This window comes from Psychrobacter sp. K31L, assembly GCF_017942195.1.
Classification (GTDB): Bacteria; Pseudomonadota; Gammaproteobacteria; order Pseudomonadales; family Moraxellaceae; genus Psychrobacter; species Psychrobacter glaciei.
This window is the reverse complement of sequence record NZ_JAGKSC010000001.1, coordinates 182,613-207,750: the sequence shown is the minus strand read 5'-3', so window position 1 is coordinate 207,750 and position 25,138 is coordinate 182,613. Positions and strand designations below refer to the sequence as shown.

Genomic DNA, 25,138 nt, shown 5'->3' with positions numbered 1-25,138 from the left:
AATACTCAGATATCAGTAATATCAATGTGTGCGGAATATTTAAAGAATAGGGGTGGCGTATATGTTTGGCATCATAAAAGATTGGCGCGAACAGCGTATATTAGACAATAGCGAATTTACTCAGGCTGATTGGATGCAGGCGGCTGAGCGTATTGTGATACTAGATAGATTAAGTGTTGACGAGATGACGCATTTATTCGAGCTCGCGACATTGTTTTTGGCTGATAAGTCCATCACAGGTGCACAAGGTTTTGAGATTAGCAATGCTGTTAGACAATCAATTGCACTACAAGCGTGCCTGCCGATCTTGAACTTGAGCCTTGAGTGGTATGCTGGCTGGTCATCGATTATTATCTATCCTGGCTCGTACAAGAGCAACAGCACCACCGTAGATGAGTTTGGTATCGTCCACGAAGGCACTCAGCACCGTAGCGGGGAAGCATGGCTGCGAGGGCCTGTCATTCTCTCATGGAAGGATGCTAAGCACTCAGGCGAACGTGATGGACACAATGTTGTTATTCATGAGTTTGTACATAAACTCGATATGATGAATGGCCGTGCTAATGGCTTTCCGCCGATGCAACCTGATATGGATCCTGCAAACTGGACACAGATTATGAGCCGCGATTTTGAAGATTTTCAAACACATCGCAAGTCAGGCCTAGATCGTTATGGTTCGACCAATCCTGCGGAATTTTTTGCGGTTTTGAGTGAAGTGTTTTTTGAAACCCCGCAAAAGCTCATCGATGCCTATCCTGATATTTATGAGATGATGGTAAAGTTCTTTCGTCAGACGCCGTTATGAGTGATATTTATAGAGATGGTGACAGTAAACTGTATTCAAGACAGCATAAGCATGTTGGAGTTGGGGGGAGGCTGAGATGATTAACGCTATAAATGACGATATGGCAACAGTAGAGATCTATGAAAGTGCTGATGGAAAGGCACAAGTAGATGTGCGTTTTGAGCAAGAGACAGTCTGGTTGTCACAAGCGCAAATGACCGAGTTGTTTGGTCGTGATCAATCAGTGGTTTCTCGTCATATCGCCAATGCTATAAAAGATGAAGAAATCGCTGAGAAAAGCAATATGCAAAAAATGCATATTGCAAATTCAGACCGTCCGGTGACTTTTTATGACTTAGACGTGGTTATATCAGTCGGTTATCGCATAAAATCTCCTCAAGGTGTGCAATTTAGGCGTTGGGCAACACAGCGCTTACGTGAATACTTGGTACAAGGCTATACGCTCAATCAACAGCGCTTCGATAAAAACTCTACTGAATTGCAACAAGCGCTAAAATTAATCAAAAAAACCGCACAAAGTCCCGAGCTTAAAACCGACGAAGGACGCGGACTGGTTGAGATTATAAGCCGCTATACGCAGACATTTTTATGGTTACAGCGCTATGATGACGGTCTACTTGATAATCCTACAGGACAAGACGGTGGTATCTTACCCAGTACGACTGAGGCGATGGCAGCGCTGACAAACTTGAAAGCGCAGCTGATAGATAGGGGTGAGGCGACTGAGTTATTTGCTAAACCTCGTGGTGATGGTTTGGATAGTGTATTGGGTAATTTGCAACAAACTGTCTTTGGTGAGCCTGCGTACCCAACTATCGAGAGTAAAGCGGCACATCTACTGTACTTTATGGTAAAAAACCACCCTTTTACTGATGGTAATAAACGCAGCGGTGCTTTTTTATTCGTGGATTTTTTACACCGTAATCACCGACTGCTGAATGATAAAGGTGACATGGTCATCAATAATACTGGGCTTGCGGCATTAACCTTATTGGTCGCTGAATCTGACCCCAATCAAAAAGAGACTTTGATCAAACTGATTATGAATATGTTGTCGTTAGAGGGCCAATAAACAAGCTTGTCATCAAAAACCAAGTAACGATAACTGGCAAACTACATCTTAATATTTGAATATATTGTATTTATAATCAGATAGATCAGGCTGCCATTCTAAACGCGCCCTACAAAAGTGGTCAGTTAATCGTTTTTATATGCTCTAAACTGTCCACTGGTCATTAATGACAGCCACGAGATAACGCTTACCTTGATATTCCTCGAACACCAAACGCATCGCACGCCAATCCATACCGCTATATTTTTCACTGCCATTACTGTAAAACTCAACAAAGTCAGAATTTTGATATATTTTGTTTAAGTTGTTAATGCTATTGCCCATAGCTTTACTACTATTAATACTGATCGCTGCATTCTGATCAAATGCACTAGCAGCGACCCAATTGCTCAAATAGTCAGGTAGCGGCGTGATCAATAAATCACCCGTGCCGTCTTTTTCACCCCACGTAAAGCGAATATTGGACTGTTGTAGATACTGTGCATACTGCCCGCGACTAAAGACTTTATCAGACTCAGGGCGCACATAAGCATACATCGAGAACCGAACGCCACGTGTGGGATGAATATCATTGGTGATACTGGCATAGTCGCCATTAGCCAGTGCATGCTGAATACGCAATGATTGCTGTTTAAGCGTTTGCTGACTGCTATCAGCATTGCTAGGCATTGATGAGCTACTGGTTGGTTGAGACACAATGGCTTCGCTAGACTCAGAAACGGACTGGCAACCAGTCACGGTCATAGTGAGCAATAAAAGGCTACTAGAGGCCAATGTCGCAGATTTTTTCTTAAAAAAAGCAGGTAATATCGTCATAAAATCATCCTTAACACGATTATCAGAGATAAAAAATCACTCAAAATTGTCATGAGAACAAATAAAAAAGTACCATAAGAACGCTATGAAATGGTTCTTTTGGTAAGTAAACCTGAATGATACGATAATACAGCAGAGTCCAAATATGGGTATGATGTAATAGGTTGTAACACTTATAGAATAAAAGCTTGTAGAGAACATCATGCCAACATATAAATCACTCATATTTCTGCTAACCATAGGACTGATGCCTGTCGGTAGCGCTACAGCAGATGTGACAACATCAGATCAGAAACAAGCTGTTATGGCTGCTATGAAGATTGCGACCATCACAAAGATGTATCAACAAGATGCTGATGACCAAGGGTTGAGCAATCCTGCTGTGCTACAGCAATATGCAAATGCTGACTTACAAGCAGCTATGAAGCTTGAACAAGATTATTTTGATAAAAATCAAACGTCCTGCAATATCGATTATGATGTGCTGTGGGATTCTCAAGATCCTGACTATACACAAGACAAAAAGTTTTCGATGACTGAGCAAGGTTTGGTTCAGGTTAGCTTGGCGCAAGGTAGCGATATTTATTATGAGTTATCATGTGATGACAATGATAAGCGTGCTGGTTGCCAAGTCGCAGATGTAAGTTTAAATGAGGATGGCAGAACTTTACGCAGATATTTGCAGGAAACGTGTCGTTAACAGTTGAACTTAATACCAGAAATATCTGAGCTAAGATAGTATTTAAGTATAAGATACTTACCTTCTAAGACCGTTGGTTTGTTTTCGCATAATGTATATTATGTTAAATGATGTGTATAAACAGTACCCAATGATAGGTTTATGAGATTATAATTATAATGTAACGATTGAAACCAGTATTGATAAAAACACCTCTCATACAAATATGAGGCAATGATTTTTCAAACCATGAATAGAGAATATTTAGTGCGCCCTATTTTTTCTATCTACTAATGCGCCAACCTCTGAATTTGGCAAAGAAACCTTTCAGCTTTTCAGAAAAGTTAAAAGCCTCTGACTCTGGTACTTCTTCGACATGATGGCGAGCCGCCAGTATCGGCTGCTGCACCAATCTTTCGTGATGATCAAAAGCACGATCAAGACTGATACTCATGATAGAAAAATTAGTTGGACGTGGTAGACAGCGATACACCTGACCCTTATTAATCAAATCAATGACCATATGGGCATCTTTGAACTCCGTCAACATTAGAACCATCAGATCTGGCTGGATGTTTTTTAAGGCATAAACGATGGGTGTAATATTTTCTTTATTGAGCGTCGAATCAGTAATCGTGACACCAAAGCGTTTTTTTTGTAATAACTTTGCGGCCTGTTCAAGGTTACTGGCCCAGCTCACGGTATAAGCGCTCTTAAAATGACTTTTTATTTGTTGATAGACACTCTCATCATCGTCTAGTACCAATATATTGCGATTGCTAACCGTGCCACTATTAACACGGTTTTGAGTTGCATCATTTTTCATAGAATTTTGTGTGATTTCTTGCGTTTGCTGAGCAATTTCTGTGGCTTTATTAACAATTTTTTTGAGTTCGTCATTTTGCCATGGCTTAGTGATATAGCGATAAATTTCGCCCTCATTCACAGAATCCATCACGGCATTCAGATCCGCATAACCAGTTAACAAGATACGAATAGTATTTGGTGAAGCTGCTTTGATGTCACTCAATACTTCCGTACCTTGCTTATCTGGCATGCGTTGGTCGCTGATGACCACTTGTACTTCATTCGTGCTGACATATTCCATTAGCTCAGTGGCATCGGTAGTAATAAATACGTCATGTGACTGGCGAAAATGCATTTTTAAGCTGCGCAGGATACGCGGCTCATCATCGATAAAAGCGATTTTTGGTTTTTGCATGACGCTCTCTTTAAATAAGTGGTTGGAAGTCTCTCAACTTTCAAATAAGGCTTGCGAAGGTTTCTTTTCATGAACGATAGACTGTATCGGTAGCATGAGAGTAAACGTCGTGCCCGCGCCAACGACTGAGCTAACCTCGATGTATCCACCATGTTGTTCAATGATTTGTGCCGTAATAGCCAATCCTAAACCTGTGCCATCGCCTGCTTTTTTGGTGGTAAAAAACGGCTCAAAGATATGATTTAAAACATCTTCTTTGATACCAGATCCATTGTCTATAATGCGTACCACAACATACTGCTGCGCCTTATCAGCAGACGACGTGACTTGTAATGTCCCTTTATGATCAATCGGTATGGCTTGGGCGGCATTATTAAATAAGTTTAATAATACTTGGTTGATTTGCGAAGGATTACATTGAATCAGCGGCAGCTCGGCTAGATTGGTTTTGACGTCTAGAGTTTTTAAGTTATTGCGAGCCATAATCAATGAGGTATTGATACATTCATTGATATCGATATCTTTTACCTTAGATTCGTCAATTCGAGAAAAATCGCGCAAGCTGACGACCAGTTCAGCAATTTGATCAACACCATACAGTCCATCCTTAATTAGATTGGCCAAATCTTCACTGACTTCATCTTCTTTAATCTCGTCACAGCATTGTAGAGTATGCTCTATTAGCTGCTTGACTTGCTCTTGGTTGATAGTTGTCGCTTTTAACGCCTGCAATAATTGATCGGTATGCTGTAGCAGCTCATCAAAACGAACAAGATTATCGCCGACCAGCTCCATGTTACTACGCACGTAGCCCAGCGGCGTGTTGACCTCATGTGCCACGCCTGCCACCATTTGACCTAATGTAGCCATTTTTTCGGAGCGCACCAGATGCACTTGTGAGGCTTTTAACTCATCCATGGCTTGCTGTAAGTCTTGCGTACGGGCGGCGACTTGTTTTTCTAGATGAACATTTATTTCAGCAAGTGCGCCTTCATTTTCGACGACGCGGTCGATCAATTGGTTGGTCTGCTCACTGATGATTTGAATTTCGCTGACATTTGAGTGTGGTAGTTTAAGCGCGCTTAATTGTTGATATTTTTTTTGCTCAATCAATGCGCCCATATCAGCCACTGCTAGTGCCATATACTTTAGCGGTCGCGTAAAGTAGCGACGGAACACCCATGCGGTCAACAACAGGATAGGAATAAAGCCCAGTAGCATGGTTTGAATCAGCTGGTTTGACAATGCATTTGCCACGCTCATCATGTCATTATTGGGCTTGACGATGACCATCTTCCAATAGGTAAATGGCATACGAAACACAAAGGCGGTGGCGGGCTGCTGCAACACAAAATCATTGGGCACAGCGATGGTCCCAATCAAGTGACTGTCTACCAAATTAAATGTTTGGTCAATATTTAATAGCAGTAATGCTGACAGTAACTTGGATTCTTGTTCGCCGATTTTATTCAGGTTAGTTGTACTCAAAATACTACGTGCCGCGAGCGTATAACGACCTTCATCTTTGGCAACGGCCTCATCGATGAGTGTTTGGTTAATATCATCTAGGCTGTCCGCAATAGGTGCAAAGGTAGGGTTTTTCTCGGCCAATTGATGCGCAGTTACCATCTCGCCTTGGGGGTTATTCTCAGTCACTTGCGTGACTATAGATTGATCAGGAAAGGTCAAAAACCGATTGTCCAAGTCTACCAAAAAGACATAACCACCCAGCTTATCTTGCCACTTTTTCATGGCGTCATCGAGGTTATCTAATAGCAGATTAAAACTCACTACCCCATCAAAAGCTTGATTGCGACTGTCATACAATGCCTTGGCGCAAGTCATCATCGGCTGATTGCTTTGCGGATCAACATACGCACGGCTCCAGACACAGTGGTCATGGCGTGCGTACATCGCAGGAATGTACCACCACTCTCGATAATAGGGACTCGGCGTTTGGCGCACTTGATTATAATACTCTAACGGCTGCATGTTGCCTGAGTCATCACGCGCCCACACAAACGACTGGCGCTCTCGGTTTTGAGCATACATATTTGGATCAAACCACACGCCACCGCCCACAATCCGTTGATCGGTTTGTTGCATGAGATTGCCAAAGGTTTCTTTATAAAGGCGGTCTTCTTTTGGCAACCCGCCAGCCATCGCACTGGCTGCCTTTGCCAGTCCGTCGACGTGGCTGATATTTGCCATAATGCTATTAATGGCTTCGTTACCCGTTTCAACTACCGTCTCTGAGGTCATCTCCAGTATGCGCGGCTTAGCTTGGGTTTCGATAACCCAGTACACCATCAAGATAATTAGTAAAAAAGCCAATGCTAAAATAATCAGCATACGTGTGGAAATACTGCCAAGCCGACCAGCAACACTCATAGATAAACCTTATATTGATGCGTCTACCATCATCAATGAATCACTTAATGAATAAAGACATCAGTGATACGCAACCACCATTTATAGTGGGCTCAAGGATACGATGCCGTCATGACAATATGATGACAAAAGTTTTGTTTTATCAGGTGTTAACTAGTAGCTTTTAATTTTAGCGATAATTGTGTTGATGTTAGGAGATATAATCCTGCCAGCATTTGTCTTTGCTAGTTGCTTAGTATAAATTAGGTAGGTGTGAACATTATTTTGCTTACTATTATTTTTCTTACTAGTGGTAAAATTATATTTTTGATAGAAGACAGTTACTTATATTTAATTATCTAAATACTTCCTTAACCACGCCAAAAAATCATCGCCAGTTGTTGATACATTGAGTCTTAGATGAGTTGAGGCGCGCGCATCTGGATAAAACAATTGCCCCGGTGCGACCAGCCAGCCTTCTTTGTAGGCATCTAGTGCCAGCTGGCTCGTATCCTGCCCAGTATCTACCCAAACAAAGAGACCTGCTTGTGTATGCTCAGGGTAGATAAGGCCTATCTCTGGTAATGCGTTGCGCATTCTTTCATGAGCGCTATATAAATGCTGCTGCACTTTTTTAATCTGTCGACGATACTCACCATGCGTCCATAAATGATGACAAACTCGTTCACCAAATTCTGGCGTGTTTGAATTACTCAAGGTTTTCATACGTAATACATCATCGATATAGTTATCAGGACAGACCAACATGCCGACTCGCCAGCCGGACGCCATCGACTTTGAAAACCCTGTCGCATAAAAAACCCGTTCAAACTGATCAAGACTGGCATAACGCAATACTTGACCACCTGGTACGAATGCGGCGTATAAATCATCTTCAAAAATATAAGCATCGTACTCATGAATAAGATTGAGTACTTGGTGCGCGCGCGCAGGATGTAGATTATAAGAAGTCGGATTATGTAGCACACTGTTGGTTAAATATAGCTTAGGACGATGCGTGGCAAATAGCTTTTGCATGTGCTCGATATTAGGCCCTTGATGGTCACGTTCTACAGAGACGACGTTTAAGCCCTGTTGTTGCAGGCAGCTTGATAGCCAATACCAGCCCGGCCCATCAACGACCACCGTATCCCCAGATTGAGTAAGAAGCCGCGCCACCATGGTCACGGCTTGCGACACTCCTGCTGTAGTAATTACGTGGTCAGCATTAGTTTGCATGCCTAGCGTATGTAGGTGTTGAACCAGCTGTTGACGTAGCGGTAGATAGCCGTGAACATTGCCATAATCATAGATAAAGCTATCGGCTTGCTGGGTGACCTGCCGTATGGCCCATTCCATCTTATCATTACGTATCCAGTCTCTCGGTAATGTTCCCACTCCTGGCGAGCGATGATGTGGAATATCACTAAAGACCTGCTGTACCAGCCAGCGCGTATCTATTACTGGGTGCTTAACGACCACTCTTTTATCATCATTGGGCTGGACTACTTTTGCTTGCGTATTGACATAATAGCCCGAGCTGGGTTTGGCGATTAATACGTTGGTAGCGACCAGCTGTTCGTAAGCTTGTACCACCGTAAAGGTTGATATATTTAATAGTTTCGCTAACTTTCGCACCGATGGTACGCGTTGGTTGGGCAAGTAAATCTGCCAGTCAATACGCTGCTGTAGCCATTCAGCGACGGCGGCAGTTTTGGTTAAATTAGGATTGAGTGTATAGGTTTCGACCATAATGAAGGACGCCTATTTTTATATGAGGTTTATGAATAAAAGAAGTGTCATGCTGAGAATAACTATACACTTTGTTCACCATTAGTGAAACTGTATCGGGTCTGTTATGGACATTTAAACTATAGTTGAGTGCATCAACAACGAATAATCATTATTTAGGATAATCCTATGACCCCAATCCACATTGCCTTAGCCGTATTGGTTACCTTTATATGGGGCGTGAACTTTACCTTTATTGCATGGGCGCTTGAAAGCTTTCCACCATTAATGCTCACTGCCCTACGCTTTTTCTTTACCGCTGTGCCCCTTGTTCTTTTTCTCAAGCCGCCTAAATTCAATCGTACGCTATTTATTTATGCGATCGGCACCTTTGTCATGCAGTACGCTTTTGTATTCACCGCCATGCATTTGGGTGCATCGGCAGGATTAACGGCGTTATTGCTACAAGTTCAGATCTTCATTACCGTATTACTGGCTTTTGTCATACTGGGTGAAGCAGTGAGTCGCATGCAGATCATCGGTATGGTAGTCGGTGTGCTAGGACTGGGTGTCATTGCGCTTAACCTTGGTGGTGATATGCCCTTGGTCGGCTTTATCTGCATACTGATTGCAGCCATAGGCTGGAGCTTTGGAAATATTGCTTCAAAACAAGCCTCAACACAGCAGAGTACCAGTAATATTTCTACTGCCTTGCCTGTCAATAGCAACAAAAAAGCTTCAAATAAGACATCGGCACTGTCGGCGCTAGCACTGGTGGTATGGGGCGGTCTGATCGCCTGTGTGATTTTGACGTTATCTTCTCTACTATTCGAAACCGAAGCATGGCAGCTAGCGACGTTCACGCAAGCATCGCTCAAGTCTTGGCTATCGCTTGGTTTTATAGTCTATATCTCAACCCTGATTGGCTTTGGACTGTGGGCACATCTGCTGGCGCAAAATACCGCCTCCAAGGTTATGCCCTTTGCTCTACTGGTGCCCATATTCGGTATGGCGACCTCAGTGTTGTTCACAGGAGAGGTGGTGACATGGTGGAAGATGCTAGCGATGATGCTCATCCTATCTGGATTGATATTGGCAAATGTGAAGATAGGACTGGGAAGGAAGGCTGTTCTTACTTAGCAGCACATTTATTGATAACGACTGAATTGAAGACGCGCCCTAGCAAATGGCAATAAATAGACATCTAAACACTATATTTTAACTGCATTTTAACTGTCTTTTTTGACCACACGCTTTAATGATGCCGGATACTGCTGAAGTAGAGACGCAGGACGTATAGGACGGACAGTTAAATTACCACCACAATTAGGACAATAGTTATTTAAAACATTAGCCGCACAAGAGGTACAAAACGTACATTCAAAGCTACAGATCATCGCATTTGTAGCATTAGGCGGCAGATCCTTATCACAGCGTTCACAATTGGGTCTTAGCTCAAGCATATTATTTTCCATTTACAGTAGTAGTATTAAATAATATCAAATAGAGAGACTTTATTTCATTTTTATCACCATTTTTAAAATGAGGACACGCCCTAAATAAAAAAGCCTTCCATACTATCAAACAATTAGTATGAAAGGCTTTTGAGTACTTATTATTCAATAATCAACGGTGTAGCTTAAGCCATAGGTGGTGCCTGATGCCGGTAAACGGTTCAGGTCGCCATATGTGGTTTGATGATAGACTGTTAGATAGTCTTTATTGAGCAAGTTATAAACACCATAATCTACTCGGCCTACTGGCATTTTTACTTGTCCCAATACATCAAGTGTCATATAGCCGGTGACAGGCAAGGCACTAGAGTCAGGGTCTTTTTGTTGATCTTTAAAGGCTTTGTCATCGCCGCCTATCGCTAATGCCTGCAAGCGGACATTGCTGCCTTCATCAAAGTTGTATTGCGCAAATGCAGTACCTTTGAGCGGTGTTAGACGTACTGCATCTAGCTCCAGCCAATCACCATTATAGTCATATTGACCACGGGTATATGCCACACTACCACCCACTTGCCACTGATCGCTAAGGTCATGAGTAAGTGAGCCTTCTATGCCATAAACGCGCTCATCGGTATCGACGACTTCTACAGTATAGCTGTCAGTAAAGCGCACTACTTTATCTGATTCGTTATAAAAACCGCTCAAGCGCGCTGCTGTATCGCCATGCTTGCCTTGCCAGCCAAACTCGTAGTTGTTAATCGCAATCGGTTGTACGTTGTCTGAATTGACCACAAATCCTGCACGCACATCACGTAAAGCTCGCTGTATATCTGCGGTATCAAGACCTTGTGAGAAGTTGGCAAACAATTGATCTTTCGGTGTGATCTGATAACTGGTACCAAGATTAAAGAGTACTTTATCATGGTCGGTGCTGCCAGCTTCTACGTCGCCTGCTTGATAGTCAATGCCATAAGCTGCGCTTGTCGCACTGATAGCAGAACTATTGAAATACTCTTCAAGCAGCTGCTCATAAATAGGCGTAAAGGTATCAGTCTCAGATTTTAGCTTTTGGTAACGTACGCCAGCACTGGTATGCCACTTATCGGTCAAATCTACATCAGCATTAACAAAAGCACCCAATTTATCAATAGTGGTATCTGGTCCACCATTATAGGTCAGTCCATTTGTTTCAGAGGTTAAGCCATTACTGGCAATAAACGTATTTAAGTCTTGCCCATAGTAGGTTTGCTCGCTTTTTTCGCGCTCAATATCCACACCATAGCTAAATAGTGTCTTTTTATCTGCGATTTCCGTTTCGGTTTGCATGGCTGCTCGCAAACCCATGACTTCGATGTCCGCTTCTGATTGAGTGACGACGACTGCCCCGCCCAGTAATTTTTTTAGCGCACTCTCATCGGTAAGGCCATTAGCTATCCAGACTTTGCCCGCTTGTTTAGGGAAATCTTTACCAGAAGGATAAAAGCGACCCTTTTCATCTCGGTAGTAACCCGTCAAGCTTAAGCTAGACCCTGAGCCTACAAAGTCATCATCACTGTAACTTAAATTTACCGAGCTTTTTTCAGTATATGGCTGGTTTTCTACGTTGGCGCCATCAATGGCTTTTAAAGACGGTGGGGCATCCTTAGGTTTTAACAAGACCTGTAAGTTATCACCATAGTCTGGGCCGTAGTCAGTGTCTTGCTTGTCTTTATAATAAGTCGCTGCGAGATCAAGACGTTGGCTATCCGTTAGCTCTATACCTAAGCTACCATTCACACTTAGTGATTCGGTATCTTGTTGATCCGTTTGGTTGGCGTCTGGGCTGATACGATCGCCATGACTATCAAACTTGCCACCTTTGGTCTCATAATCAACATCTAAACGCCCATAAACCCGCTCGCCACCATATCCTAAGGTTTGCCCTACATTATAGCCAAATGAATCTGAATCAAAGTCACGACTACTACTCACGCCAACTCTGGTTTGTCTAATAGGGCCATAACCCACCAGAGATTTAGTCACAAGGTTAATCAGACCACCTGACGCGCCAGCACCATAGATACTGGTAGCACCCGAAAGCACCTCTACCCGCTCAAGCTGTGACATATCAATACTGTTGAGCTCACGTGAAAGACTGCGTGAACCGCTTAACGGTACACCATTCAGCAAAAACTGTACTGGGCGGCCATGCATGGTGGTGCCGTAGTTACTGGTCGAACCACTACTGGTACCCAAGCTCGGAATCAGCTGTGCCAATATGTCACCAGTGGTACGGTTGCCCGTCGCCTGCATCTGAATCTCGCTTTCAGTAATTACTTGCGTGACGGCTGGCATCTCACTGATTTTTTGCGCCAGCGCAGTCCCCGTTCTGGCTTTAGCAGTGACGTTTATGGCGTCTAAAGTCACATTGGGCGTTTCAGTTGATGCCGAACTTGATGTTAAATTTGAGGCCAACGCTTCTGACGTAGCCGCATTGACAGCAACGCCCGTAGCACTGACATCGGTTTGTGCATATAATTGCTGACTAATGCAAAGGGTAAGAACGGATAGAGCAACTTGATGATGGCTTTTCATATTTACTTCACTTAGTTGGATAGTCAAATAGTGGTATCAGTTATATTTAGCTAACAATACTGTGTGTACTAACTTTGTGAACGATATTGTAAATGATAATCGTTTTTATTTCTATATGTATTTATACTTTGTTAGTAAGTGCTTACTTATGATGATTGCGGCTTGGCTTAAAACCTAATTTTTGATAACTTCACTAGGACACACCCTAGCTCTCAAACAACTTATCTAACTGATTATTACGATACGCCTCAAAAAATAGCTGAAACTTAACCTCATCTGCTTTATGCTTCTCTTGGCAATCTGGTAATAGCTGCTGTGCTATATCAACAGATAAGATAAACACGCCATCATTATCCATCATAGCGATATCGCCTGAACGGATAATCGTTGTTTGCTCACCAAAGCGATAGGCAATATCAGAGGCTAATACTCCTTGTGCTTGATCGCTTTTAAATGTCGTCACAGCACTGATACCTTGTGCAAATATAGGGAAGCCCAGCTGCTGAATCTGTAGCGAATCAGTCGCCTGTCCAATGACAATGACGGCGGACAGCTTCTCGTAGATAGCAGCACAAGTGCGCAGTGCTCCCCAACATGCGGTGACGCCCAATACCTGAGCATCAATACATAGCACATCATTTGGCGCTGCTTGAATCAATGCCTGATTGATCACATCCGTGTTGTCCGAGGTTAGTTGTACTGTTAACACTCGGCCGACTATGGTAGCCGTGCAAGGATTCAGAGCTTTGATATCTGGTAAATACCCTTCCCCAGTCAGATGACCAATGGTTGAGGTACCTATCTCTTTATAAGCATCTATAAGGTCGTGAATATCGATGTCATTCATTGTGTTCTCACTATAATACTTTTTAGCTTTTGTTTATTTCTCGATAACTTTTATCGCATTATTAAGTAGCTACTAGTTAAATGGGTTAATTGACTAGCTATTTTTTTGACACGCTTGAACGGATTAATTGTTTTACTTTCTCCAGCTGGCATACTGCCATGAGGGTCAGAGCCACGGGCAATCACAGGCAATAGCAATGTTTTATGCGGATAATGTGAACCGTTCAATAGCTCGTCACGAATAATTTGACGCTGATCTTCATCAAAATCGATAGTCTCTAATGCCTCCTCGATACTTATCATTGCCTCGTACCACAGCGCATCTTCATTGATATGATAGTGCTCAACCAATGACTCGATAATCGCTCGAATATTAACTAATAACCCTAGCGACTGTAGATAAAATATCAACGCTTGCGGCGTCTCTCGATATAAGCGGTTTTTAAAACCTGGTGGGCTTAAATACTCAGGATCTGCTATTTGATGACGTGCCAGCCATGGTAGATGGATGCGTACGGAGTCATGGTCACGCAATAATAGACTGGTAAAACGATTCTCCTTTAATACGATAACAATATTTTGCCCGTGCATTTCAGGCGCAAACCCTAGGCGTAGACAGCGCAGCATCGTCCCCAAAAATACGTCACAAAGATTTTTAAAACACGCTATCACAGCGAGTTTTTTATTCTGTGGCGAGCCTTCTTGAAAGCTGTCTTGAGCACTGTTTTGGCTACTATTAATGCTCTCCTGAACAATCCCGTCAAAAATGTGATGGCTGACACCTTGCTTATAGACCAACATACCCAAGCTTGCCATGGGTAACAGTCGAATCGTATCGTCACACAGATCTGCTGGTAATTGACGTAGCATCGCGCCTAAATGCGTGGGCTTTTCTTGATAAAATTGCGGATTGATAGCGCTTTTATCATGCAAATGAGACGGAGACATATAACCCCACCATAGGCGCTCATCCCATAACCGTAGCTGTGCTGATAGTACCGGGTCTAACGTTCTTGCCTGCATCAATATGGCTTGGTTCTTTTCACCATTGATCAGCTTGAGGGCTGGCAAGTAGCGTTTTGAGTTCAGTGCGTATACACCTATAGGCAGCTTAATGCTATTTGGCGTATCAGCATCAATTAACATACTGCGCATGGATGAGCTGGCATAAGTGATGAGCGCTTCAAAAGTCAGGGCGACAACTGTGCCGCTGGCAAGATCGTCGGCATACATCTCATCAATCACATGAGTCATTTGCCAAGGATGTACGGGCATCGCAATGTGCGTGTCTGCAATACCTTTGTCATCTAGCTCTCGCATCAAACTCTGCTGCTGTGTAGTGTCCAAAATATAAGACGCTGGATTTTGCGTTGTTGGGTCTTGAATATGCTCTGCCACCATGACATGGCTTTTGGCAATGGCGACCCATACCAGCGTAATGGGCTGGTTAAACTCTGCCATATAGCGTTTATATTCTTGTGCAGTAAAGCCCAATTTACCTTTTGCCAATGGATGAAAAGGACGATCCATGAGCGAGGCCCACTGCTCCGCTGCAATCAAGGTTTGATGCCAATGCGTATGCTGACATACTGTAGTCGCGATATTTGCAGTTGCTGATTGTTTCTGAGCTATAAAAGAAGCCTCTAAGCTCTCTTTTAGCTTTAAGACACCGATATCAGACAACGCGGCACTATCCATCATTGATAAAAAGATATCTAACAATTGCTGTGCTGAGCTTACTGGCTCTAGCAAAGCGCTATCTACATGATGGCTATTATTAAGGATGCTATTAAGATTGCTGTTAAGACTGACATTGACGTTATGTACGATAGGAAGACAGAATTTAGACAATCGCCACTTTGAAGCGTAAGCAGGCTCTACCAATAGTAACAACTGTCTATCTTGGTCAACTTTCATTACCATTAACGGATTGTCTTGGTCAAAAAAATCTTGATACTGCTGTGGTAGCGACGCTAAAAATTGATGCGCGTCTTGAGGTTGTGACGTCTGATGATTTGCTAAATACTCAATGGTGGTGGTCACTTGAATAAGATGCTCATCCACCCACTGCTCTAATAGAAAGCACTCTACCAAATGGTTAATCAGCGACCATTGAATGGCCTCAATATCTGAATCAGGATTTGCATCAAGGTGGCTGTTTTGCGCAGAATTTTGTACAGGAAATAATGTATACATCGTCTTACCCCTGACTTTTAAACAATGGATTATTGATGTATTTAATCGGGAATGCTTTATCTCCGAATAATCGGCGCTTAGCCAATGACTCAATGCGTGTTTGTTCAGCGAATACATCAAACAAGTCGAACCGTACTTGATGCTCTGGATGAAAGGTTTGATAGTCGGTCACGCAGTCAGCAACCTGTTGCCAAAACGCCACTTCAGAATAGTGATAATGCGTCTGCATAAAAATCGCAATGTCTGACAACGCCACAAAAAACAAGCAAGCAACCGTCATATCACGAATGCCATCTGTATCTTCGGTCTCGATAAATGAGCCTCTATTCAACGCAGCATGAGCAGGTGGCAAGCTATAAAAATCTGGGCGCAAGTGTTGTTGGGTTAAGTGCTCAGGTGAATAACGAACCCCATCATGCAAGTCTTTTAATAATATTTTTACGGGATAGCCATCTTCATGTACCAATATGATGTTTTGCGCATGGCATTCTAGTGCCACACCATAACCAAATAAGATATGTAGTAAAGGAGTGACAGTGACCTTAATCAACTGCGCAATCCATGCCTCTACACCATATTTATCAAGCCAAGGTGCTATCAAATGCGAGCCATCAGCATTGATATAACTGACACCATTGAGCGGAAATGCTGTTTGACCTTCTGATAAATATTGGTTTACGTTTTCTCGCCAAATCGCAGCTAGCCCGCCATACATCTTTGGATGCTGGTAGCCGCGCGCACGTAACGCCTCATGATCTAAGCTAACGCCAACGGTCTCACCCAAAAATGCAATGGGTAATGCTTGGGCGGTCTTGTCGTCTGCAATCAGTTGATTCAACCAAGTAGTGACAACAGCCGCATTCATCACGGTATGCTTTGCTAGTATTCGCGTGCTTGAGGTGTTAATCAGGTGCATACTCAGCTTTAAGTAGGCTTTATTATTACTGGTGTCAGTATTAACATTGCCATCAGCATTACCAAGCATCGTCAGTGAGCGAATAGACTGCTGAGCGCGGTACTGATGACCCGTACTACCCAAATAGATAACTTCTTGCGTGGCAAGCAGTGGCTGTAATGCTTGAATTAAGGTGTTTTGCCATTGCCAAGGATGCGCAGGTATCAGGCAATAGTCATTAGCCGTACCTTCGTCTTGCTTATTTGCGATTGCAAGTACTTCTGTGAGTTTGGCATTAAGTGCATCAAATTCATCAGTACCCACATAATCTTTCACCCATTCATTTATATCGATACCAGTAGTGGTATTGCTCACCAGTAGCTCTTTTTTGACGGCTAACCACACCACGCCTATATTTTGATCAAACTCTGGGCCGTAGTCATAGTTATCTTGCAAATCAAAACCAATACGAGACTTAAAACACGGATGATAAGGATGCCCTGCCGTCAAATAGCCTTCGAGTTGCTCATAAGTGAGTTTATTAATAGCTACAGGCACATTAGAAGCCAATATCTGAAATTGTGTTTCATTTACTAAAGTATGGCGCAGCTCTTTGATAAAGCTGTCTTTGAGTTCTGCACCTTCAATATTGAGCAAGATATCACTGATCACATGCTCAAGAATAGCGTCTTGAGCAACACCGTTAACCACTCGCTGCACATTTAACTCATTCAAACGAATGATGTCAAAACTGTAATGAATATAGCCTTGCGCGGTATAACAGACATCACCATCTACTTTGATAATAAAATTCAGCAGAGTCTCACTATCAGCACTGTCATTAGCGGTGTTCGCACTTTCAGATTCAAAATCAATGATATTTTCATATAACAATGCTTGTAGCAATTGCTTAATCACTCGTTGCTCAGCGCGTGCCATGATTTTAGAATCGACAGGTGCTTGCCACGGTTTAGTCGCATAAGTGACATTTGCACTATTATTATTTTTGATAGAGTTTGCTAGATTATTGGACATAGATATAAGCTTCCTGTCTGGAAATTGAATCAAATAAAAGTATAAATTTATATACATGTAAAGCGAATGATAATTATTTACGTTAATAAGTTAAAGTAAACCCCGATACGAGGTATTTGTTTATGGGGATCGTGGTAATTTGCACGCTGAAGGAATCGTGAATAATAGAATCACTGCGATGACTACCAGTATTTCTTGGATGGCGCTTGCCATGCCGTCACTACTACCTGCTGCTAATAACTGCGCACTTCGACTGCCTATATAAAGGGTCGACAGCGTGATAAATATAGTAGAGATAATGCGGCGACTGATGTTATTAAGGGCAGCTCCCTCAGTGACCGAGTCTTTGGGTAAGCTGCTAAACCCAACGGTCGTGGTTGGTAGGTATGCTAGACCCACTCCGACACCTCGCATACTCATAATCAACATTAATAGCCAAAGCGTGGGCTGATACAAGCACCATGCCAGCATCAAGGTAGACAGCGCACTAATCGCAATTCCTACGATGCCAATACCTCTGGCACCTTGCTTATCTACCATCTTGCCAGCGTAATGCGTGGTGACACTGGCTATGAGCGTCGCGACCATCAGGACAATGCCTGTCCATAACGCACTCTCACCCATCACATCTTGGATTAACACGGGTAATAGCAAGAGACACAGCATCAAACCGACTGTTTGGCTAATGCTGATGATATTACTGTGCAAATAGGTTTCGTTGTTAAACAAACGCACGTTTAATAATGGATGTTTCTGCCGCCGCTCATAGGCCCACCAAACCATCGCGGACAGTAAAAATCCAACAGACAATAAACCCAACGTGGCTATCTTTAATAATCCGTCACTGCTGAATAATCCACTAGTGAAGTCTATCTTCAGCGTGCTCAGCCAAACCATCATAGCCAGCAGCCAAGTAAGTAAGCTGATAAACCCAATGGTATCAAAAGGGCTTTTTTCATCATGTGAGCGCATATCAGGTATTAACCACCACACCATCGTCATGACCGCCGCACTGAGTGGCAAGGTAATGGCAAACAGTGTCCACCACGCAAACTGCTCAACCAAATAAGCCCCCACCAAAGGGCCAAACGCCAACGACATCATAATAACAATGCCCCATAGCGCCATTACTCTGCCGTGCTGCTGCTGCGGATAAATCTGATACAGCATACCAATAGACAGTGGGATAATCAGACCGCCACTCAGTCCTTGTATGGCTCTGGCAATGATGACAAAGCTCATACTAGACGCCAGCATCCCAATGACTGAGCCCAGCATAAATCCGAAAATTGCCGCCAAATAAACAGTCTTAAAAGGGAACTTTTTGTTTAAGTAGCCGCTCAGCATCAGCCCCACACTCATGGCCAAGACGTAAGCATTTAGCACCCAGCCGCCCATCACGATATCGACATCAAACACCGACATAAAAACAGGAATCGCTGGATTGAGCGCACTATTACTGAAGCTGACGACCGTACCGCCGAGTAGTAATGTCAGTAATACCTGCTGTACCTGTTTGTCGCTCAAGCCATGACTGCTACTATTCGAGGCTTCGTTTATAGGCGATTCATTAGTAGATGCCTTATCTATAGGGGCTTTATTTATAGGGGCGTTGCTCATTAAGCAGTGGCACCATAGAAATTCAGATAACCTCTAGATTCCAAAAACTCATCGCGATTGCAAAAATATAATGAGGCGGTTTTTTCTGGCATTTTAATCAGACGTTGCACTCTATAGGCAAAGCTATCAGCAATCCATTGATACACCTCAACCTTACTATCCGGCTCGACCACGATTTTTTTGGCCTCAGTATGCTCAAATATAAACTTGCTGATCATCATGCCTGTTGGTTTGAGATAGCCCTTACCAACCACCGCTGGATCGCCAAGCAAAATATGCCAGCCCATGTCCGTCTCCTTGGCTTTGTAATAATGAGACAAGCGGTCACGAGCCGTTTCATAAATCTCTGTATAACCAATCGGCTTATCATCACAAAGTATGAGGTAGAGACGCTGATGATCATCAGCCAGCATTTTTTCAAAATGGGTTTTTAGCTGCGGCATTGGGAGATGTAGCTGCCATTGATCAACCACATGCTCAGCATGCATCCATTTATACAGCAATGGCATATCTTCTGGATAGTTGACAGGTCTCAACGCAAACGTCTTTTGATAAGCTTCAATACTAAAGGTATCGGGTAGATTTTGGGTAATGGTCGGCATGACTTGCTCCTAATTATTATTTTGTTAGATGGTTTTTATGAAATACGATACTTATAGAAAACTATGCACCAAATTTTTGAAATACTTTTAAGGCGTCAGTGTCGTAAGTCTGCTCACCTGTTAACTGATTGACGATACACCCTGCTCGATAAGCACCCAGCCCCAAGTCTGGTGTGCCAACGCCATGGGTGTGCACCTCTTGATTTTGCACAAAAATTTTGCCATCAGTCGCGATGTCTTTTTGATGCGTCAGTGCATATTTCAGTGCATAGTCTCTATCAATGATTGGCTGCTCAAACTCATCATGCGCTATGGTAGGCAGTATCGTGTTTAAACACTCAGGCAGACCGTAACGATAGCCTGTACCAGCAATCACACAGTCATACTCAGCAGTAAAATCTTGATTCTGCTCACGCTGTTTAACTACCAGTTTTATGGTGTCTGTCGGCTCTGGCGCTTCTAGCATTGTTGTCAGTGTTGTCAGTGTTGTCAGTGTTGTCAGTGTTGTCAGTGTTGTCAGTGTTGTCAGTGTTGTCAGTGTTGCTTCAATTACTTCACAGTTAGACATTAACGTCGAATACAAATCTTGATTGGTAATACTGCGCTCATAGAGACGGTGATAGATATCGCGTATGGTCTCAAAGCCCATGCCTTTATAGAGCAGGTCTTGCTTGGCAGTGACTTGGGGCTTGGTTGCTGAGTCTAAATGATAAAAGTAATCTGTATATGCAGGGCTAAAATGCTCCAAGCCTAATGGGGAGTACTCCATGGGGAAAAATCCTGCCGAGCGAGTCATCCAATCTAGCTGAAACTTAGGGTAGTCATTAGTACTATCATCGCCATCAAACTGCTGATCAAACAGCGTTCGATATACCTCTGCTGAGGACTGCCCCGATCCCAACACCAATACTTTGGGTAACCCCTCTTCTACCTTACCGCTATTTGGCTTTAGACTATCTAAGTCAAAATTGTCTGCAAAATGGGCAGTGTGCATACAACGGTTGGGTGCTTGCTTGGCAATGTCTTGCAACGATAGTGGTAGCATGGCCTGTGTGCCCGTGCCTATGACTAAATTTTTAGCATGATAGGTGTTTTGTGTGCCCTGCTCACAGACGGTCACTACAAATCCATCATTGGTGTCGTCAAACGCCACGTCTATCACTGCCGCATCAAAATTCAGACTATCTAGCTGCTCTGCTACCCACTGGCAATAACGGTTATATTCTTTACGATAAATTTTAAACTCTTCTAAAAAGTAAAACTTGAGCAATCGGTGCTGAGTATGCAAATAATTTAAAAAAGAATACGGACTGGTTGGGTCTATCAATGTCACCAAGTCTGCCATAAAAGGCACTTGCAGTGTGGTGCTCGGCAATATCATGCCTTTATGCCAATTAAACTCAGCTTTTTGCTCAAAAAACTTGGCAGTTACGTCGGTCTTTGTCAGTAATGCCGCCAAACTTAAGTTAAACGGCCCTACGCCAATCCCAATAATATCTAACACTGTCGCCCCTTAGTGATCTGGTAGTCACATTAATTCTGATGCTAGGGTGTGTCCTCACTTTAAAAATGGTGATAAAAATGAGATAAATCGCAGTCAAACAAGGAAAATAGCGCAGATAATATCGAGATATTAGTCAGCTATTTGACGCCATTTGGCAAGATTTAGCCATTTTTAACCCATTTAGATAACTATCGATTGAATTGAGGACATGCCCTAATTCTTGTTGAACCCTAACTTCTATCGTGTGCTTATCTTTGCTGCCTCAATATGATGTGCTACGTCATCATAGGGTTTGGGATATCGACATAAATAGACTGGGTCTCAACAGGTGCGGTTAGCTCATCGAGCGCATAGAGTCTGGTGAGTAGATTGCCCTTAAACGGCAATGTAGGGCTACGCAACAACAAGTCAAATAACGAACGATGCGGGTATTGCTGCTCTAGCGCCATTAGACAGGCTTTAAACGTCGTGATTAATGCTTCCTCACTCACAAGCTGGGTACGAGCAATAGCAGTGATAAGACCAAATATACTGTTACCAACTAAATAATAAGCAAATCTTGAGTCGGCAAAGTCTTCTGGAATGACGCACTCTCCTTCGCTAATCAGCTCGGGATAAGCATCAATGAGCGGCGTGGCATACTCCGCAATATAACCAAACCCTTGATTGTCTCTGGCCCAAAACTTAGTAGGATAGCCGTCTTTTAGCTCGATCAGACTGTTTTGCTGATGTACCTCAAAACCAATACCATGCTGATAATACATATGAATAAGCGGTATAAAACCAACTTGTAAATAAGTGTCAAACCACTGGATAGCCACCTGTTCTAAAGGTTCATCTGTCCGTTTATGGATAGACTTAAACAAGGTATCTAAACGGTTGGTGAGACGAGTTGGATGGTCTTGGCTTAAGCTGGCAAGATTGGTGACTTGCGTATCCTCTGTAAAAGGGTTGTCACGCAAGATACAAATAGTCTCATCAATGATTTTTCCATCCACACGTAAGGCAATCCAAGCAGGATCATTCAATACCGCAATCGTAGGGTACTCGGTTTTGAGCTGAGTACCATAGTCGCTACGCCAGATTCGGCAGGCATGCATACCGCGTTTGCATTCTTTGGGCAGGTTAATCCGCACCGAATTGGTAATCGCTACAGACAACGACAGTTTAAACATCCAAGGTGTATCAAAGGCCGCTAGCGTGCGTACTGATGTCGTTGGATGCAGATACCAACCGAGCTCACCCAAGTCAAACAATTGGCCTTTTTCTAGCAGCTTTTGATACCACGGCTGCTGCTGCAAAAACCTTGCTTGCCAAGGGTGCAATGGCAACAGCTTATAGTCTGGATGCTCATCGACAAGTTGCTGCTGATAGCCACTCATATCAGCTTGTAGCTTGGATTTTAGCGCTGTGGTAATGCTGTCGCCATCTACGAATTCTTCTGTAATGCAGCTGGGGTGCACTAGCCAATAATGCAGCTGGGTTTTGCTACTGGTCTCGGGTGCATACTTTGCCCATTCGGCACCATAAAAGCCGGCACGGCCTTTAGGTGTAGGATGCATAGCATGACCGTAAATAAGGTTTTGTTCGGTTTGAATGAAATCTTGCTGATAGTCAATGATGTCATCAATCTCATCATTGCGATGCTCTAAAATAATCTGTAGCCCCTCATAACTCTCAATCCAGCGCTTTAATACACCATTGGCATCTAACGTCGCTTTGTCTTTATAACGATGCACGATGTCTTCAATAATCAAAGACGCTAGGCTCATAGCAGAGGATTTTATCCATCGGCTGTTTTGTAAAGGGTCGTCCAGTTGCGTGTCTAGCTTCGAGTCTGATCGTATGCTTACCTGCTTATTCAATGTAAGCGGCGTGCCCGCCAAACGATGTTGACCCAATTGGCTCACTCTGTCGACAGGTACGACCATTACCGTGTTCGAAGGCAATAGCATTAGCACTAATAGAGGCTTATTTTGTGAGGCCTGCTTCTGTATATCATCCTGCTGCTCTACGGCAATAATATCGCCGCGCCCAGTTTCAAAACAATAAGCATTGATTAGATTTTGTAGTGTGAGTCGATCAAGCGTTTTATGCTGCATCATGTTATTTTTTCCCATCAACGTTGAGGTTGTCAGAATTGAGTCGGTTAAAACCAGCAATAGCCATCTGCTCAATGATGTCTGCAATATCATTGATTTGGGTATTGGGATTTAGAATGGTGAATTTAAGGCAAAGGCGCTGCTCAAACTGGGTGGTGGCCACATTAGCGATATTATTGACCAGTAACGCTTGAGCAATGTGGCGATTGAGCTGAGCGAGTTGGTCATCAGATAACGCGGTATCTTTGGGTGTAAAGTAAAACAAAACACTGCTGATAATGGGCTCATGTACCAGCACGAAATTTTCATTTGCATCAATCAGCTGTGCCGCCTGCTTAGCAGTATCCAAACAGTTATCAATCAAGGCTGCATAGTCCTCCGTTCCCAGTAAGTCCAGAGCCATCCACAGTTTTAAGGCATCGAAACGGCGTGTGGTCTGTAAAGAGTACGTGACCAAGTTTGGAATGTTTTCCTGTTCGTCATCAGCAGAGTTTAGATACTCGCTATGATGGCGAATGCTCTCGAAATGTCGATTGTCTCGTAAGAGAAAAGCACCACAGCTAATCGGCAAGAAGAAATGTTTGTGAAAATCTAAGGTAATAGAGTCAGCCTGATTCAGACCGTCAATCAAGTGTCGATAGCGCTGTGATAATAGCAATGCCCCGCCCCATGCTGCATCGACATGTAGCCATATGTTTTCATCACGGCAAATTTTGCCAATAGATATTAGAGGATCAATAGCACCTAAGTCCGTTGTGCCAGCGGTTGCGATGATGGCCATCACATTGTCAGTACCTAGCTGATCTATCTGATGTTGTAAGTCAGACATCAGCATGGCACCTGATGCATCGGTCGCTACTTTAATGACGGAACGTTGACCTAGACCCAGTAGCGCCGCATTTTTTTCGATAGAAAAATGCGCTTGGTCTGAGCACAAAATTTTGCCAACAGGCTGACCCACCAGGCCGTCCTTTTGCACATCAACGCCCTTAGCCTTATAGAATTGGTTGCGTGCCAGCAGTAAACCCATCAGATTACTTTGCGTACCGCCACTAGTAAAAACACCACCAGAGTCGCTATCAGCCTGACTATCAAAGCTGTTATCGAAACTGTTATCAAAACCACTGCCAAACTGACATAATTTGCACAGCCATTTGATTAAATCTTTTTCGATATAGGTTGCTGCTGGGCTTTGATTCCACGAGTCCATACTCTGATTGGTAGCCGCGATAATCATCTCAGCAATCTGACCGATGACTAGTGTGGGCGGATGCAAATGAGCTAAGCAATTCGCATTGGCCGTCGACACACAACTGGGTAAAAATTTACTTTGAATATCAGCGAGTATCGTGTCGATGTCTCGGCCTTGCTCACGGATGCTAAAGGTATTGGTCGCTTGCACTTGTTGCGGTGTGCCGCCCAAATACACGTTATTGTCGTCTAGCCACTGTTTGATGACAGCGCTGGTTTTTTGCATATGCGCGACATATTGCTCACTGGTTTGCTGATTTAATAAATGCAAAATGTCCTCACTTGTTTATTCCACGATTGTATAAATCGCAAATAAGTGACTTATTATTAGAGTCGTTATTAGAGTCGTTATCAGAGTTTTTTA

General features: G+C 43.2%; 18 protein-coding genes. 4 read left to right on the top strand and 14 right to left on the bottom strand.

Annotated features, from left to right (window positions below; translation table 11 throughout):
- Positions 1-61: 61 nt before the first annotated feature.
- Together J5X94_RS00820 and rhuM are read left to right on the top strand one after the other, a co-directional pair.
- Positions 62-805 carry a zinc-dependent peptidase gene (locus J5X94_RS00820; RefSeq protein WP_210539384.1) on the top strand — a complete coding sequence of 248 codons (744 nt, stop codon included), beginning with the start codon at positions 62-64 and terminating at the stop codon, positions 803-805.
- A 76-nt stretch (positions 806-881) separates the two neighbouring features.
- Positions 882-1,877: a RhuM family protein gene (rhuM, locus tag J5X94_RS00815; RefSeq protein ID WP_210539376.1), complete on the top strand. Its 996-nt coding sequence runs from the start codon at positions 882-884 to the stop codon at positions 1,875-1,877.
- Between the two features lie 144 nt (positions 1,878-2,021).
- Here rhuM and J5X94_RS00810 read toward each other — a convergent pair whose 3' ends face one another.
- Positions 2,022-2,693 carry a hypothetical protein gene (locus J5X94_RS00810; protein ID WP_210539374.1) on the bottom strand — a complete coding sequence of 224 codons (672 nt, stop codon included), beginning with the start codon at positions 2,691-2,693 and terminating at the stop codon, positions 2,022-2,024.
- A 202-nt stretch (positions 2,694-2,895) separates the two neighbouring features.
- Here J5X94_RS00810 and J5X94_RS00805 point away from each other — a divergent pair, with 202 nt between their 5' ends.
- A complete protein-coding gene (locus tag J5X94_RS00805) occupies positions 2,896-3,393 on the top strand; it encodes a hypothetical protein (protein ID WP_228293096.1) in 498 nt (165 codons plus the stop codon).
- A gap of 262 nt (positions 3,394-3,655) precedes the next feature.
- Here J5X94_RS00805 and J5X94_RS00800 read toward each other — a convergent pair whose 3' ends face one another.
- The 3 genes from J5X94_RS00800 to J5X94_RS00790 form a co-directional block, all read right to left on the bottom strand.
- Complete coding sequence (locus tag J5X94_RS00800) at positions 3,656-4,594, bottom strand: response regulator (RefSeq protein WP_210539373.1); 939 nt, start codon at positions 4,592-4,594, stop codon at positions 3,656-3,658.
- Between the two features lie 33 nt (positions 4,595-4,627).
- The gene (locus J5X94_RS00795; protein ID WP_210539371.1) at positions 4,628-6,985 is read right to left on the bottom strand and encodes a PAS domain-containing sensor histidine kinase; all 2,358 of its coding nucleotides are present in this window, start codon (positions 6,983-6,985) and stop codon (positions 4,628-4,630) included.
- Positions 6,986-7,315: 330 nt separating this feature from the next.
- Positions 7,316-8,716 (bottom strand): PLP-dependent aminotransferase family protein, encoded by a 1,401-nt coding sequence (locus J5X94_RS00790; protein ID WP_210539363.1) that lies wholly within the window; start codon positions 8,714-8,716, stop codon positions 7,316-7,318.
- A gap of 168 nt (positions 8,717-8,884) precedes the next feature.
- Between J5X94_RS00790 and J5X94_RS00785 the strand changes: the two genes are divergently transcribed.
- Entirely contained in the window at positions 8,885-9,835 is a 951-nt protein-coding gene (locus J5X94_RS00785) for an EamA family transporter (RefSeq protein ID WP_210539361.1), read from the top strand.
- A gap of 89 nt (positions 9,836-9,924) precedes the next feature.
- Here the strand turns inward: J5X94_RS00785 and J5X94_RS00780 are convergent, their stop codons facing one another.
- The 10 genes from J5X94_RS00780 to J5X94_RS00735 form a co-directional block, all read right to left on the bottom strand.
- Entirely contained in the window at positions 9,925-10,158 is a 234-nt protein-coding gene (locus J5X94_RS00780) for a DUF1272 domain-containing protein (protein ID WP_210539359.1), read from the bottom strand.
- Between the two features lie 156 nt (positions 10,159-10,314).
- Positions 10,315-12,723: a TonB-dependent receptor gene (locus J5X94_RS00775; protein ID WP_210539357.1), complete on the bottom strand. Its 2,409-nt coding sequence runs from the start codon at positions 12,721-12,723 to the stop codon at positions 10,315-10,317.
- 205 nt (positions 12,724-12,928) lie between these two features.
- Positions 12,929-13,570 (bottom strand): RraA family protein, encoded by a 642-nt coding sequence (locus J5X94_RS00770; RefSeq protein ID WP_210539355.1) that lies wholly within the window; start codon positions 13,568-13,570, stop codon positions 12,929-12,931.
- Between the two features lie 50 nt (positions 13,571-13,620).
- Positions 13,621-15,765, bottom strand: coding sequence for an IucA/IucC family protein (locus J5X94_RS00765; protein WP_210539353.1), 2,145 nt, complete (start codon positions 15,763-15,765; stop codon positions 13,621-13,623).
- 4 nt (positions 15,766-15,769) lie between these two features.
- The gene (locus J5X94_RS00760) at positions 15,770-17,695 is read right to left on the bottom strand and encodes an IucA/IucC family protein (protein WP_210539351.1); all 1,926 of its coding nucleotides are present in this window, start codon (positions 17,693-17,695) and stop codon (positions 15,770-15,772) included.
- Positions 17,696-17,815: 120 nt separating this feature from the next.
- Complete coding sequence (locus J5X94_RS00755) at positions 17,816-19,315, bottom strand: MFS transporter (RefSeq protein ID WP_210539349.1); 1,500 nt, start codon at positions 19,313-19,315, stop codon at positions 17,816-17,818.
- The gene (locus J5X94_RS00750; RefSeq protein WP_210539347.1) at positions 19,315-19,917 is read right to left on the bottom strand and encodes a GNAT family N-acetyltransferase; all 603 of its coding nucleotides are present in this window, start codon (positions 19,915-19,917) and stop codon (positions 19,315-19,317) included. Before J5X94_RS00750 ends, J5X94_RS00755 begins: the two co-directional genes overlap by 1 nt.
- A 61-nt stretch (positions 19,918-19,978) precedes the next feature.
- On the bottom strand, positions 19,979-21,421 hold the full coding sequence (locus J5X94_RS00745) for a lysine N(6)-hydroxylase/L-ornithine N(5)-oxygenase family protein (RefSeq protein ID WP_210539345.1): 1,443 nt from the start codon (positions 21,419-21,421) through the stop codon (positions 19,979-19,981).
- 275 nt (positions 21,422-21,696) lie between these two features.
- Positions 21,697-23,526 (bottom strand): IucA/IucC family protein, encoded by a 1,830-nt coding sequence (locus J5X94_RS00740; RefSeq protein WP_210539343.1) that lies wholly within the window; start codon positions 23,524-23,526, stop codon positions 21,697-21,699.
- A gap of 1 nt (position 23,527) precedes the next feature.
- The gene (locus J5X94_RS00735; RefSeq protein WP_210539341.1) at positions 23,528-25,045 is read right to left on the bottom strand and encodes a pyridoxal phosphate-dependent decarboxylase family protein; all 1,518 of its coding nucleotides are present in this window, start codon (positions 25,043-25,045) and stop codon (positions 23,528-23,530) included.
- Between the last annotated feature and the right edge of the window lie 93 nt (positions 25,046-25,138).